The organism is Ruegeria sp. ABF4_144 (genome assembly GCF_056160045.1).
The window spans coordinates 2,512,434-2,526,134 of sequence record NZ_JBSWWK010000001.1 but is presented as its reverse complement, the minus strand read 5'-3'; the positions used below and the strand labels follow the sequence as shown (position 1 = coordinate 2,526,134).

Here is a 13,701-nt window from a genome sequence, read left to right as displayed (position 1 = left end):
ATACGATGAAACGAAAGCTGATTTCGGGATTGTTTTTGTCGGCGTTGATGCTGGGCAGTGCTTCATTCGCGCAAGAGACAGCGGATGAAGTTGCCCCCGAGGGGGCATCGGACGGGCAGGTGCAGGGTCTGACGGAAGAGGTTATCGCCGCGCTTGAAGCCAAGATGGCCGGGCAGCCGGTAACTTCGCAGAACTGGATGGTTGCGGCCGCGAACCCGCTAGCCGTTGAAGCCGGAGCCAAGGTGTTACGGGCCGGTGGGTCTGCCGCCGATGCAATGGTCGCCGTGCAAGTCGTGCTGGGGTTGGTTGAACCGCAATCTTCGGGCCTTGGTGGCGGGGCTTTTCTGGTTTGGTACGACGCAGCAACCGGCAAGCTGACGACACTGGACGGGCGCGAGACGGCGCCGCTTGAGGCCAACCACCGGCTGTTCCATGATGAAAACGGTGAACCGCTGAAATTTTACGATGCAGTTGTCGGGGGCCTTTCGGTTGGCACCCCGGGTACCCCTGCATTGCTGGAAGAAGCGCACCGGCGCTGGGGCCGTAGCCCATGGCCCAGCCTGTTTCAGGACGGGATCACTCTGGCAGACGAAGGCTTCCTCGTCTCGCCGCGTCTGGCTGCATTGGTCGAAGCCGATGCCGAACGGCTGTCTCGTTTCCCGGTCACGGCGGAATACTTCCTGCCGGGCGGTGAGCCATTGCAACAAGGGCAGCGGCTGATGAACCCGGACTACGCGGAAACGCTGCGGGTTTTGGCCAGCGAAGGTTCCGCCGGGTTCTATGGCGGTGAGATTGCCGCCGGGATCATCAGCACCGTTCGATCGGCACCGGGCAATCCCGGTGTGCTGTCCGGCGTCGATCTGGCGCTGTATCAGGTTATTGAGCGCGAACCTGTTTGCGCCGCCTACCGCGCCTATGAAGTCTGCGGCATGGGGCCGCCTTCGTCCGGGGCGCTGACGGTTGGCCAGATTCTGGGGATGCTCGAAGGCTATGATCTGGCAGCGATGGGGCCGGAGGACACGCATTCTTGGCGTCTGATCGGCGACGCGTCCCGATTGGCCTTTGCGGATCGGGGTCGTTACATGGCCGATCACGATTTTGTCCCGATGCCGACACAGGGTCTGGTGCACCCCGACTACCTTAGTGAACGCGGCCAACTGCTGGGCGGAGAGGGCGCACTGACCGAAGTCGCGCCCGGCAATCCGGAATTCGATCATGCCTCGAACTGGGCGGATGACGTTTCGCTGGAACTGCCCTCGACCTCGCATATTTCCATCGTCGACCAGTACGGCAACGTGCTGTCGATGACCACGACCATCGAGAACGGGTTCGGATCGCGGTTGATGACCAACGGGTTCCTTTTGAATAACGAACTGACCGATTTCTCGTTCAAGACCCACAGCGATGGCGTTCCTATTGCCAACCGGCTGGAGCCGGGCAAGCGCCCGCGTTCGTCCATGAGCCCCACGATCGTGATGCAGGACGGCGCACCAGTTCTGGCCATTGGTTCACCCGGTGGCAGCCGAATAATCGGTTACGTGGCCAAGTCGATCATTGCCTGGGCCGATTGGGATATGGATGTGCAACAGGCGCTGTCCTTGCCGCATCTGGTCAACCGTTTTGGCACCTATGATGTGGAACAGGGCACGGCCGCCGAGGGCTATGCCGATGCGCTGATCGGGCTGGGGTTCGAGGTCAACCCGCGTGACCTGACATCGGGCCTGCACGCGATTGAGATCGGAGATGTCCTGATCGGTGGCGCGGACCCGCGCCGCGAAGGCATCGCGCTGGGTGAATAAGAGAGGTTCTTCATGGTGCAGGCAGTCGCGTTGCCCCGAAACGACGCCGGGATTGAAACAGCTGTCGGCATTCTGAAGCAGAAGTTCGGCGATCGTCTGCAAACCGGTCAGGCGATCCGCGAACAGCACGGCCACACGACCACCTGGATCGAAAACCAGTCCCCGGATGCAGTGGTGTTTCCGCATTCGACCGAGGAGGTTTCGGAGATCGTAAAAACCTGCGCCCAACACAAGGTGCCGGTGATCCCCTTTGGAACCGGCACCTCGCTGGAGGGGCATGTAAACGCCCCGGCTGGTGGCATCTCGGTAGACCTGACCCAGATGAACAAGGTGCTGGCCGTCCACGCCGGCGATCTGGATTGTGTCGTGCAACCCGGCGTGACCCGCGAAGACCTGAATACTCATCTTCGCGATCAGGGCCTGTTCTTTCCCATCGATCCGGGCGCCAATGCCTCGCTTGGCGGGATGGCGGCGACGCGTGCCTCGGGCACCAATGCAGTGCGCTATGGCACGATGAAAGACAACATCCTCAGTCTTGAGGCTGTGATGCCGGACGGGCAGATCATCCGCACTGGACATCGGGCCAAGAAATCCTCGGCCGGGTACGACCTGACCCGCCTGTTGATCGGGGCCGAGGGCACATTGGGTATCATCACCGAACTTACCCTGCGCCTGCAGGGCATCCCCGAGGCGATTACTTCGGCCCGGTGCTCCTTTCCTTCGGTCGACGCCGCCTGTCAGGCGGTGATGATGACGATCCAGTACGGCGTGCCTGTGGCGCGGATCGAACTGCTGGATGAGCTGTCGGTAAAGGCCGCCAACGCCTATTCCGGGCTGGACCTGCCGGAAACGCCGCTGTTGCTGCTGGAATTTCACGGCTCCGAGGCCGGTGCGGTTGAGCAGGCTGAGACATTCGGTCAGATCGCCGAAGAGTTTGGTGGCGCGGATTTCGCTGCGACCTCGACCACCGAAGAGCGCAACAAGCTGTGGCAGGCCCGACACGACATGTACTGGGCCAGCTTGCAACTGCGCCCCGGCGCGCGGGGGATTTCCACCGACGTCTGCGTTCCAATCTCACGCCTGGCGGAATGCGTGGCGGCAACACGGGCCGAGGCGCAAGACCTTGGTTTGTTAGCTCCGATTGTCGGGCATGTGGGCGACGGCAACTTTCATACTCTGTTGCTGATCGACATGGAGAACGCGGATGAGGTCGCCAAAGCCGACGGCTTTGTCGGCTGGCTGAACGATCTGGCAATCTCGATGGAGGGGACCTGTACCGGCGAACACGGAATCGGGCAGGGCAAGCGGCCCTATTTGGTCAAGGAACTGGGGCCGGCGATTAACTATATGGGGGCGATCAAGATGGCCCTGGATCCGGATAACATCATGAATCCGGGTAAAATTCTGCCATCCTCTTGATTGTAATCCGAACAGAAATTCCAGCGTCGCAGCCATAAGACCGCCCTAATTTAGGTCTATCTTTCGCAAAAACGAGCAGCGATTTATTTCGGATATTCATATGGACAGTTTGCGGATCTTTGGGTTTGTGATGATCATAGTTTTGGTCATTATCGGCTTGGACTATTACCAACAGGACAAAAAGCACGAAGGCACTTTGTCCGCGAATGGTTACGTGGACTCGATCAAGCATCGATTTGCACAGCAGCAGGTTGAGCGCGACGCCAAAGCCGCCGAGCGGGAACGCAAAAAGTTATGGAAAGCGGGCGCGAAGCCTCATCTTCCCGCAGCCACTAGTGGTTGGACCCGTTACGAACTGACAGACGCGGACAACAAAGCTGTTGCGACTGCAGTATCAAACTATGGTCTGGCGCCTCTGATCAGTTCCATTTCTAGCACGTCGGAATTGATGGGACTGTCCAGCAGCGGCAAGGACGGTATTCTGCGCAAGCTCAGCAAAACGGGTGCGGTCTATGCTCAGGGTGATGAAATCGCCTGGTTTGATATTAGCCTGAAACCGGAATCGCCGCGCAACACGCTGGCTGGAATTGCGCTGTCCCGGCAGCAGAATTTCATGGCTCAGGCCGTAATCAAGAAAGGGTATGCGGTTATCGATGGTGTTGCGTTTATCGAGATAACGCAGGACCTGACGTCTCCTACCGAGCCGCTTTCCTATCGCAAAATCACAGGGCGGATCGGAATCGACGAAGAGGTTGTGATCCGTTTGCACACCAACGCCAGTGACTCCTCGATCCAAGAGCTTTTGGGCGCGGTGGATTATGCCGCCCTTAACGCTTTGCTGACTTTCCCTTCGCCTGTGGTGGGGCAGGGATATTCGGTGCCTCTGGCAGGGCAGCCGGAAGTCGCCGAAAAAATGGATCGCCTGTATTCCGAAATGATCTTGGTTCAGGAAAAGACATCGGACGAAAAGCTCAAGAATCTGGATGTCACTGCGCTGGTGGTGAACTCGATGACGGCGTCGGGGCTCAACAGCGAGGGCCTGATGGACATCACCGGTGGCGAGGTCTTTGAAAATCAGGACGTCCTGCAGATCGGTTACGGCCGGGCGCAGCAACTGCTGCTGGATTCGGGTACGCGCCAAGCGGCGCTGGCTTCCGAGGCTGAAACGGACACCGCGTCTGTGAATGTTGTCGAAGAGCAAGACGCGCAGGGCTTTTTCGGTCGGTTGAAAGAAAAGTTGCCTGCATTTGACTCGTCGGAACCGCAGGAAGCGGCGGCAAAACCCGCAAAACCCAGCCAGCCTGTGCGCGTACACAAGGGCGGCCTCGGCAGCGGTTGCGCCAAGGTCGGCAGCATAAAACGGTGTTCTGTCACCGGGCAATAGGGGCCTAAATCGGCGTATCCGGTGGCCATCTGCGGCAACGGGGTCGTTTTCCTTCTCTCACTGGTCGGATGAATGTCGCGTTTGGCCCTGCAAATGCGCCATATGGTTCCAACAGATTCCAAGGAGAGACGTCCGGTTATGAAAACCCAAGTCAAAGCACTGGTCGTTGGCGGCGGCGCCGTCGGGACCTCGATTGCCTATCATCTGGCCAAAGCGGGCTGGGACGATGTGATGTTGATCGAACGGGACGAGCTGACGTCCGGGTCCACCTGGCACGCAGCGGGCCTGCTGCCGCTGTTCAACATGTCCTATGCAACGACCCACATCCACAAGTACTCGGTAGATTTCTACAAAACGCTTGAGGAAGAGACCGGCCTGAACGCAGGTTTCGCCGTGGTCGGCAACCTGCGCATGGCGCAAACGCAAGAGCGTATGGACGAATACATGCTTTATGCGTCCACAGCCGAAACCTGTGACGTTGCATATGAGTGGCTGACACCCGAGCAGATCAAGGAACGCTGGCCGCTGATCGAGACATCGGACCTGAAAGGTGCGATCTATCACACCGAAGACGGCTACATTAACCCTGCCGACGTGACACAGGCGATGGCCAAGGGTGCCCGTCAGCGTGGCGTTGATATCGTCCGCAAGCTGCAGGCGGATGCCTTCCACTGGAACGGCACCCATTGGGAAGTCACCTGCACCAAGATGGTCGAAAAAGGTGGCAACCTTGTCGAAAGCGACGAGCAGGTTGTGATCACTGCCGAGCATGTCGTGACTGCTTCGGGCAACCACGCACAGCGCACCGCCAAGATGCTGGGCATCAAGATGCCCGCCATCCCGGTCGAGCACACCTTCATCGTCATGGATAAAGACCCCGAGCTGGTCAAATGGCGTGAAGCTGGCAACCCGGAACACCCCGTAGTGCGCGACGCGGACAACGAATCCTACGCGCGTGAAGAGCGTGGCGGCTGGATCCTGGGTATTTACGAGCACGGCGCGCCCGCGCGGTTCGAGCATGGTGTGCCGGATAGTTTCCGCGCCGACCTATTTCCGCTGGATCTGGACCGGATCGCCGATCAATACATGGCAATGGCCGAACGTGTGCCGTCCTGTGCTGAATCCGGCCTGAAAGACGACTTCAACGGCCCGATCTGCTACACGCCCGACGGCAACCCGCTGGTTGGTCCGGCTCCGGGTCTGCGCAACATGTGGCTGGCCGAAGGCTTCAGCTTCGGTATCACCGCTGCTGGCGGCACCGGCTATTATCTGGCTCAGATGATGGTCGATGGCGAAGCCGAGATCGACATGGCCTCGCTGGACCCCAAGCGGTATTCGTCCAACTGGATGACCACCGAGTTCGCGGCGCGCAAGAACGAAGAGTGCTATGAGCACGTCTACATCCTGCACCACCCCGACGAAGAGCGCGCAGCTTGCCGTCCACTGCGCACCGTTCCGGCGTACGACCGTCAGAAGGCGCGCGGCGCACAGTTCGGTTGGGTGAACGGTTGGGAACGCCCCAACTATTTCGGCCCGGTTGATGCGCCTGAGAACTTTGACGAGGAAAGCCGGTCCTTCCGCCGTGGCAACTGGTGGCAATATGCCGTTGAAGAAGCCAAGGCGATCCGCGAAGGCGTTGGCCTGATCGACGCGTCGGCCTTCACCAAGCACGTCGTCAAAGGCCCCGGTGCAACCCAGTTCCTGGATTGGTTCACCTGCAACAAGCTGCCCAAGGTTGGACGCATCAACCTGACCTACGCGCTGACCTCGCACGGCACCACCCGCACCGAATACACCATCGTCCGCAACGGCGAGAACAACTACTACATCGTCTCCGCCGGTGCTTGGACCGAGTACGACGCCGACTATCTGCGTAAGGCGGCTGAGGACAAAATGGAGGAGTTCGGGTACATCGAGATCCAGGACGTTACCACTCAGTGGGGCGTCTTCGCCATCGCCGGACCCAAGTCGCGTGACGTTCTGAAAGAGGTCATCAACGACGCTGATCCGGAAACTGCACTGTCTAACAAGCGTTTCCCTTGGCTGTCGGCGCGCCAGATTGAGTTGGGCATGTGTCCGGTCAACGCGATCCGCGTGGCCTATACCGGTGAGCTTGGCTGGGAACTGCACCACCCGATCGAGATGCAGAACTACCTGTTCGACCTGCTGGAAAAAGCCGGTGAGAAGCACGGTATGAAGCTGGTCGGTGCCCGCGCCCAGAACTGGCTGCGTCAGGAGAAATCCTATCGCGCCTTTGGTACCGAATTGGGTCGCGACGCGACCCCGCTGGAAGCCGACCTGCCGCGCTTTGTCGATCTGTCGAAAGACTTCTACGGCAAGGCCAAGCTGGAAGAGACCGGCGTGCGCGTGAAGTGCTGCACTCTGCTGATCGATGGACCGGACGATGCCGATCCGTGGGGCCGCGAGGCGCTGTACACGCCGGAAGGTGAGCGCGTGGGTCGTCTGACCTCGGGCGGCTACTCGGTGGCGTTCGAGAAATCCATCGGCATGGGTTACGTAAAGCCCGAGCTGGCGGTCGAAGGCACCAAGCTGCAAGTCAAAATTCAGGACAAGTTGTGGGATGCGGTTGTCACCTGCGACAGCCCCTACGATCCGAAGAACGAAACCATCCGCAAGGACGGCTAAATACACAAAGGCCCCGGATGACTCCGGGGCCTTTTGTTTTTGAGGTCAAGCGCTTAGCTCATCGTAACATTCCAGCGCCTTGGCGGCATACATCATCGACGGCCCGCCGCCCATCTGCACGGCCATGGCCAACACGTCGGAAAACTCCTCCCGCGTTGCGCCCGCTTTAATCAGGGCTCCGGTATGAAGGGTTATGCAGGGCTCGCACCGGATCGCGATGGACATGCCCAAGGCGATGAACTCTTTGGTCTTATAGTCCAGCGTTCCGCCCTGTTTGACCGCCGCGCTCAGCGCGCCAAATGCGCGGGTGGCGTCGGGGATTGCGCCGTTGAGGTTGCGCAGTCCGCTGCGCGTATCCTTGATTTTTTCCTGCCAACTCATGTTGTCATTCCATGTTACATTTCACAAATGGAATATGTTTTAACTTAGCATGCCTAGCCTTGATCTTGATCAGGTGCCGAGTTTTTCCGCTATGAAGGCCAGATTGTTTGCGGGCATTTCGACAATCTCGAGGACAGTCAGATTCTGCCCTGCCATCCAAGCGGCGATGTCTTTGTCGTCCTTGTAACCAATCTCGGGGTCCTGTTGGGTCAGTGCGCTATGAAACCGCTGGTCGCCGTCGCTTGTCAGTTGGCCCGAGCGTTTGAATGGCCCGTAGAGGATGAAGCGTCCTCTTGGGGCCAATGCCTGCGCGGTTTCGGCAATCAGTACCTGTGCTTCAGGCCAACTGATCAGATGCAGCAGATTGATTAAAACGATCAGATCCAGATCAGCGAACGACTCATGCCACCCTTGCGCTGTCGCATCCAGCGCGGCGGCATCGGCGACGTTGGCCAGGTCGGCGGCATAAGCGTCGATACTGGCGCGGCGGTCGGGTTCCACCTCGGTCGGTTGCCAAAACAGGTCGGGCAAGGCTTGGGCAAAGGCACTGACATGTTGGCCGGTGCCGCTGGCGATCTCCAGCGCTTGGCCAGATTTCGGAGCCCATTGCGTCAGCAACTCACACAGCGCCTTGGCGTTGCGGGTTGCGGCCGGAGCTACCAGTCGCCCGTCTTGTCCTTCGGTGGCGACGCTAGCATTGGAGGGCAAGGATCGTTTGCTCATCGGCGCAACCTTTCCGGGCTGAGGGCCGCAATTGTTTCAGAGTCCAGTTCCGAAGCCGAACCTGTCGCCAAGTCTGCCACCAGTCGCGACGCGGCCGGAGAGGTCTGGAACCCGTACCCGCCCTGTCCGGCGGACCAGACGAACGCTGGATCGGACGAGTCCGGCCCCAGCACAAGGGTTCCATCTGGCGCAAAGCTGCGCAACCCCGCCCAGTTGGTTTCGACACGCGTGACGGGTTCGGTGACCATCTCTTCGTACCGGGCCAGACCTTCGGCCAGCACCATATCATCAGCATAGGCATCATGTGGCGATACGTGGTCGGCCTCGGACGGAGAAACCAGCAGCTTGCCTGCATCAGGTTTAGCATACCATGCCTCGGCAACGCCCAGCATCATGGGCCACCCTCGAACGTCGCGCCCGCCCGGTGCTGGCAAGCGCGCCATCGACCTGCGTTTGGGAATGATTCCGATTGGGGCAATCCCGGCCATTTCGGCGATCTCGTCTACCCAAGCACCTGCGGCATTGATCAATGTACGGGCTTCGTAGGGGCCTCCGGCCTCGATAACCCAGTGCCCCTCCTTGCGAATATCGGTAACCTTGGCTTTGGTCAGAACCTGCCCGCCATTGCCGCGAATGACGCGGGCAAAATCCTGCAGCAACCTGTCTGTATCAATGTCGAACGCTGCATCGCTGACAGCGGCGAAGCCCAGCGTTTCGGGGTTCAGGATCGGGATGCGAGCCCGTGCATCGTCTGTGGTGATCCGCTGCATGTTCAGGTCCGCCATGTCCCGTTCGAACGCCTCGCCCTGATCCTTGTCGCCAACCAGCATCAGCCCGCGCGGCGTGAGATACCCACCGTTCTCGGTATGTAGGAAACTGGCGCTGGCCTTGTTCAACGCCACAACTGACGGCGGCCCATAGCTTTCTTCGAACAACGCAGCCGACCGGCCCGAGGCATGGTACCCCAAAGCATCCTCAGCCTCGAGCACGGTCACTTTCCCGTGTTGCGACAGCCGCGCCCCGGCGCTCAGGCCGGCAATGCCACCGCCGATGACCAGAAAATCAATCATGTGCCCCCCCCGCTGGCTGTAGTTTGTGCTAAGTGCTTGAAACTGTCAGCAGACTTTAAGCAGGCTTGAAATTGCGCATCAACCCATCCAAAGAAGTATCAAGCAGAAACAGGAGGGCAGGGTGAGTACCGCAGATCTACACCCGATGGCCACGGGGCATATTCCGTCCTACGTGACCCAGGCGGACGGCAGTGATTTTCTTTTGACGTTCATGTTTGTTTTTACCGTTGTCGTCATCATTCTGATCGGAGTGGGATATTTCACCCTGCACTCGATCCCTGAGAAGCTGGCACATGAATCCAACCACCCACAGTTCCAATTGGTCGGCATTCTGGCCCTGTTGGCGCTGTTCACCCACAACGGATTGTTCTGGGTCGCGGCCGTTCTGGTGGCAGGTTTCCAGTTCCCCGACGTTGCCGCCCCGCTGAGGGCTATCGCCGATGCGATCCGATCTTTGGGCAAGCACGGCCAGTCGGAACCCACACCAGTGCAACCCTCGGAACCCGCCGCGCAGCAGGAGCAGTAAGACATGCTTGAAACTTTGATGTGCGCGCTGGTAACGGTGCTGCCCGACTATCTGTTTCGCCGCTTTGTTCAAGGCAAACGGATCGGTCACGAGATAACGCTGTTCACCATGTGGTACGAACTGCGCTGGGGCCTGACCACCTGTGCCATTCTGGCGCTGACGGTGATCACCACGCTGTTCTACTTCCACCCGGCCAGCAAGACGGCCGCTTCGTATTTCCGCACGGTGACGATCCTGCCGCAACTCGGTGGCCGCGTGGCCGAGGTATACGTCACCAACAACCAGCAGGTTGTGGCTGGCCAGCCAATCTTTCGGATCGAGGACTTCACCCAGACCGCTATGGTCGAGTCTGCCCATGCCCAGATCGCGCAGGTTCAGGCTTCTTTGAAAGTGGCGCAAACCGATTTGGCTGAATCCGAAGCCGGGATCGCCGGCGCCCGCGCCGCGCTGGATCAATCGCTTGAGGATCTTGAGCGCAACACCACACTACGCGACGAAGGCTCCAGCGCTGTAAGGCTGGCCGAGATCGACCGGCTGGAAAACCTTGTGGCCGAGCGTGAAGCGCAATTGCGGGCGGCAGAGGCGCAGCGCGCCGCTGTCGTTCAACAGATCGAAGAGTTGATCCCTGCCCAATTGGTCAGTGCCAACGCGCAGCTGGATGCAGCGTTGACCGAGCTGGACAAGACCGTGATCAGCGCCGGGGTAACGGGCCGGATTGAACAGTTCGGCCTGCAGGTTGGTGACTACGTCAGTCCGCTGCTTCGTCCGGCGGGTATCCTGGTTCCGTCAAATTCGGGTCATGACCGATTTCAGGCGGCGTTCAACCAGATGTCGGCTCAGGTCATCAAGCCCGGCATGATCGGCGAGTTGGGCTGCATGACCAAGCCCTTCACCGTCATCCCGATGGTTGTGGTCGAGGTCCAGGACGTGATCCCGTCCGGACAAATTCGTCCCTCGGACGAGCTGCGGGACGTGCAGGCCAACAAGACACCAGGTTCAATCCTGGTCTACATGGAGCCGCTCTATAAAGGCATGGCCGATGATATCCCACCGGGCAGCAATTGTCTGGCTAACGTCTATACCGACAATCACGAACGGTTGAAGCACGATGACCTGGGTTTTTGGCAATCCGCCGCCCTGCACGTGATCGATACGATCGGTGTGGTCCACGCCGCGGGCCTGCGCCTGCGCCTGATCCTGATGCCGGTGAACACGCTGGTTTTGACAGGTCACTGAGGCCCACACCTTTGGGGCGATCAGCCCCCCTGAGACCGCTCGTATTCCATGCGGGCGGTCCTGACCTGATCCATCTGTTCATGTGACCAGAACACAAGCGGCTTCAGTTTCTCCAACAGGCTGCGGCCCAGCGGTGTCAGTTCGTAGGACACAGCCACAGGCGGCCCCGGATCGACCGTCCGCGTCAGATAGCCATCCCGCTGCAAACCGCGCAGGTTTTCCGTCAGCACCCTTTGGGTGACGTCCCCGATACAACGTTTCAACTCGCCAAATCGCTTGGGCTCATCTTCAAGCGCAAGGATGATAATCATGCGCCATTTGCCGGTCACGTTGGACAGGATCGACCGGATCGAGCAATCCGATGCCTCGGCCTTTGAATTCACACCTATTGGCAGCATGGCGTCCTCTAGTTCAAAATGAATACCAAAGACGATAGTAGTACTAAATAGGGATATTTCAAAGGGTTGAATTAAATCAGGTACCCTTGAGGTAACCAAATTATTAAAAAGTGCGTAATTGATATGTAGTGCAAATTTAATACCAAATATCACCACAACGCGAATCAAGAGGATACCTCCTATGACACCCAAGGAAATCGTACTGGCCCTGTTTTCCGCTGCTTTTGTCGAACATGACCCGCAGGCCGCCGGCCAGATGGTGACGCCCGGCTATATCCAGCACAACCCGCAGATCCCGACCGGGGCAGAGGGGCTGATGGGTCTGATCCCGCTGGTCGAACAATCGGGCATGACGGTTACCACCCACCGGGTCATCACCGAGGGCGATATGGTGGTACTGCACAACACCTACGACAACGCTGACGCGTTTGGCGCATCGCAACTGGCCGCGTTTGATATCTTCCGGGTCGAAGACGGCAAGGTCGCCGAGCATTGGGACAATCTGCAGCCTGTGCCCGCCACCACAGCCTCGGGGCGCGGAATGACCGACGGCCCGGTCGAGATCGTGGACCATGACCAGACCGAACAGAACAAAGAGCTTGTTCTTGGTTTTGTGCGCGATGTGCTGGCAGGGCAAGCGCCCGAGAATGTGACAAACTACATGAACCCCGAAGTCTATATGCAGCATAACCCGTCGATCGACGATGGTCTGGACGGGCTGATGGCCGCGATCGAGGCATTTGCTGCACAGGGGCAGGTCATCACCAAGTTCGAGCCACAATTCGCCGTAGCCGAAGGCAATTTTGTTTTCGTCGCCACTGACGCGATCATGGGTGGCGCGCCTTATGCTTTCTTTGACCTGTGGCGGGTCGAGGATGGCTTGATTGTCGAACACTGGGACGTGGTGTCGCCCATCCCGGCGCAAGCGGCGCATGAAAACGGCAAGTTCTGAGCCTTCGCTCGGTCAAACCCACAAAAAAAGGCCCGCAATCCAGCGGGCCTTTCCAATGTGCGAGGTCGCAGCTTACTGCGGGATTTCGCCTTCCAGACCTTCGACATAGAAGTTCATGCCTGCCAGGGTGCCGTCATCGGCGCTTTCGCCCTCGGCCAGCCAGTCGCTGCCGTCCTGCTTTTTCAGCGGGCCGGTGAAGGGATGGTATTCACCTGCGGCCATGGCAGCCTTCAGGGCCAGAGCTTCTTCTTTGACATCGGCCGGAACAGCGTCCGAGATCTCACCGATTGCGACCATGCCTTCGCGGATGCCATCCCATGTGTTGGCGCTTTCCCATGTTCCGTCCATTACGGCCTGGGTCCGTGCAATGTAGTAGGGAGCCCAATCGTCAATGATCGACGAGACGCGCGGGAACGGAGCGTATTCGCTCATGTCCGAGGCCTGACCGAATGTCACAACGTTGCCTGCCTCTTGCGCAGCCGCCTGCGGCGCGGTCGAGTCGGTGTGCTGCAGGATTACGTCCGCGCCCTGTTCGATCAGAACGGTGGCGGCGTCAGCCTCTTTCGCCGGATCGAACCAAGTGTAGGCCCAGACGATCTTGAACTCGACATCCGGGTTCACCTTCTTGGCGTGGATATAGGCCGAGTTGATGCCGCGGATCACTTCGGGGATCGGGTAGGAGCCGATATAGCCGATGATGTTCGACTTGGTCATTTTTCCGGCGATGTGGCCCTGAACAGCACGGCCTTCGTAGAACCGGGCCGAATAGACCGAGACGTTGTCTGCGGTTTTATAGCCGGTCGCGTGCTCGAACTTCACGTCTGGGAATTTCTTGGCCACGTTGATGGTCGGGTCCATGTAGCCGAACGAGGTGGTAAAGATCAGGTCAGCGCCTTCCAGCGCCATCTGGGTCATCACACGCTCGGCGTCGGGGCCTTCGGGCACCGATTCAACGAACACGGTTTCGACTTTGTCGCCAAAGTGCTCTTCAACCGCCAGACGGCCCTTGTTGTGCTCATAGGTCCAGCCGCCGTCACCCACTGGGCCGACATAGACGAAACCGACCTTGGTTTTGTCTTCGGCCATAGCGCCTGTTGCCAGACCAAGCGCCATGGCGGCACTTGTCAGAAGTGTAGTGAATTTCATGTGTTACTCCCCAAGTTGGTT

Annotated in this window: 12 protein-coding genes; 7 read left to right on the top strand and 5 right to left on the bottom strand. The window is 59.1% G+C overall.

The window, feature by feature from the left end:
• Window positions 1-5: 5 nt before the first annotated feature.
• The 4 genes from ggt (at window position 6) to ACXAGD_RS12660 (ending at window position 7,248) form a co-directional block, all read left to right on the top strand.
• Window positions 6-1,799 (top strand): gamma-glutamyltransferase, encoded by a 1,794-nt coding sequence (ggt, locus tag ACXAGD_RS12675; protein ID WP_475211117.1) that lies wholly within the window; start codon window positions 6-8, stop codon window positions 1,797-1,799.
• A 12-nt stretch (window positions 1,800-1,811) separates the two neighbouring features.
• Window positions 1,812-3,218 carry an FAD-binding oxidoreductase gene (locus ACXAGD_RS12670; RefSeq protein ID WP_475211115.1) on the top strand — a complete coding sequence of 469 codons (1,407 nt, stop codon included), beginning with the start codon at window positions 1,812-1,814 and terminating at the stop codon, window positions 3,216-3,218.
• A gap of 100 nt (window positions 3,219-3,318) precedes the next feature.
• On the top strand, window positions 3,319-4,602 hold the full coding sequence (locus ACXAGD_RS12665; protein WP_475211114.1) for a hypothetical protein: 1,284 nt from the start codon (window positions 3,319-3,321) through the stop codon (window positions 4,600-4,602).
• 138 nt (window positions 4,603-4,740) lie between these two features.
• Complete coding sequence (locus ACXAGD_RS12660) at window positions 4,741-7,248, top strand: GcvT family protein (RefSeq protein ID WP_475211112.1); 2,508 nt, start codon at window positions 4,741-4,743, stop codon at window positions 7,246-7,248.
• A 45-nt stretch (window positions 7,249-7,293) separates the two neighbouring features.
• On the opposite strand, the gene ACXAGD_RS12655 is transcribed toward ACXAGD_RS12660, so the two are convergent.
• The 3 genes from ACXAGD_RS12655 to ACXAGD_RS12645 form a co-directional block, all read right to left on the bottom strand.
• Complete coding sequence (locus ACXAGD_RS12655; protein ID WP_475211111.1) at window positions 7,294-7,629, bottom strand: carboxymuconolactone decarboxylase family protein; 336 nt, start codon at window positions 7,627-7,629, stop codon at window positions 7,294-7,296.
• A gap of 69 nt (window positions 7,630-7,698) precedes the next feature.
• Window positions 7,699-8,352, bottom strand: coding sequence for a DUF938 domain-containing protein (locus tag ACXAGD_RS12650; RefSeq protein ID WP_475211108.1), 654 nt, complete (start codon window positions 8,350-8,352; stop codon window positions 7,699-7,701).
• The gene (locus ACXAGD_RS12645; RefSeq protein ID WP_475211107.1) at window positions 8,349-9,422 is read right to left on the bottom strand and encodes an NAD(P)/FAD-dependent oxidoreductase; all 1,074 of its coding nucleotides are present in this window, start codon (window positions 9,420-9,422) and stop codon (window positions 8,349-8,351) included. Before ACXAGD_RS12645 ends, ACXAGD_RS12650 begins: the two co-directional genes overlap by 4 nt.
• 121 nt (window positions 9,423-9,543) lie before the next feature.
• On the opposite strand from ACXAGD_RS12645, the gene ACXAGD_RS12640 reads away from it, so the two are divergent.
• On the top strand, window positions 9,544-9,948 hold the full coding sequence (locus tag ACXAGD_RS12640; protein ID WP_475211106.1) for a hypothetical protein: 405 nt from the start codon (window positions 9,544-9,546) through the stop codon (window positions 9,946-9,948).
• A 3-nt stretch (window positions 9,949-9,951) separates the two neighbouring features.
• Window positions 9,952-11,184: an HlyD family secretion protein gene (locus ACXAGD_RS12635; protein ID WP_475211104.1), complete on the top strand. Its 1,233-nt coding sequence runs from the start codon at window positions 9,952-9,954 to the stop codon at window positions 11,182-11,184.
• A gap of 20 nt (window positions 11,185-11,204) precedes the next feature.
• Here the strand turns inward: ACXAGD_RS12635 and ACXAGD_RS12630 are convergent, their stop codons facing one another.
• On the bottom strand, window positions 11,205-11,582 hold the full coding sequence (locus ACXAGD_RS12630) for a winged helix-turn-helix transcriptional regulator (protein ID WP_475211102.1): 378 nt from the start codon (window positions 11,580-11,582) through the stop codon (window positions 11,205-11,207).
• 181 nt (window positions 11,583-11,763) lie between these two features.
• Here ACXAGD_RS12630 and ACXAGD_RS12625 point away from each other — a divergent pair, with 181 nt between their 5' ends.
• Complete coding sequence (locus ACXAGD_RS12625) at window positions 11,764-12,534, top strand: nuclear transport factor 2 family protein (RefSeq protein ID WP_475211099.1); 771 nt, start codon at window positions 11,764-11,766, stop codon at window positions 12,532-12,534.
• Between the two features lie 72 nt (window positions 12,535-12,606).
• Here ACXAGD_RS12625 and ACXAGD_RS12620 read toward each other — a convergent pair whose 3' ends face one another.
• Window positions 12,607-13,680, bottom strand: coding sequence for a BMP family ABC transporter substrate-binding protein (locus tag ACXAGD_RS12620; protein ID WP_475211098.1), 1,074 nt, complete (start codon window positions 13,678-13,680; stop codon window positions 12,607-12,609).
• Window positions 13,681-13,701: the final 21 nt, after the last annotated feature.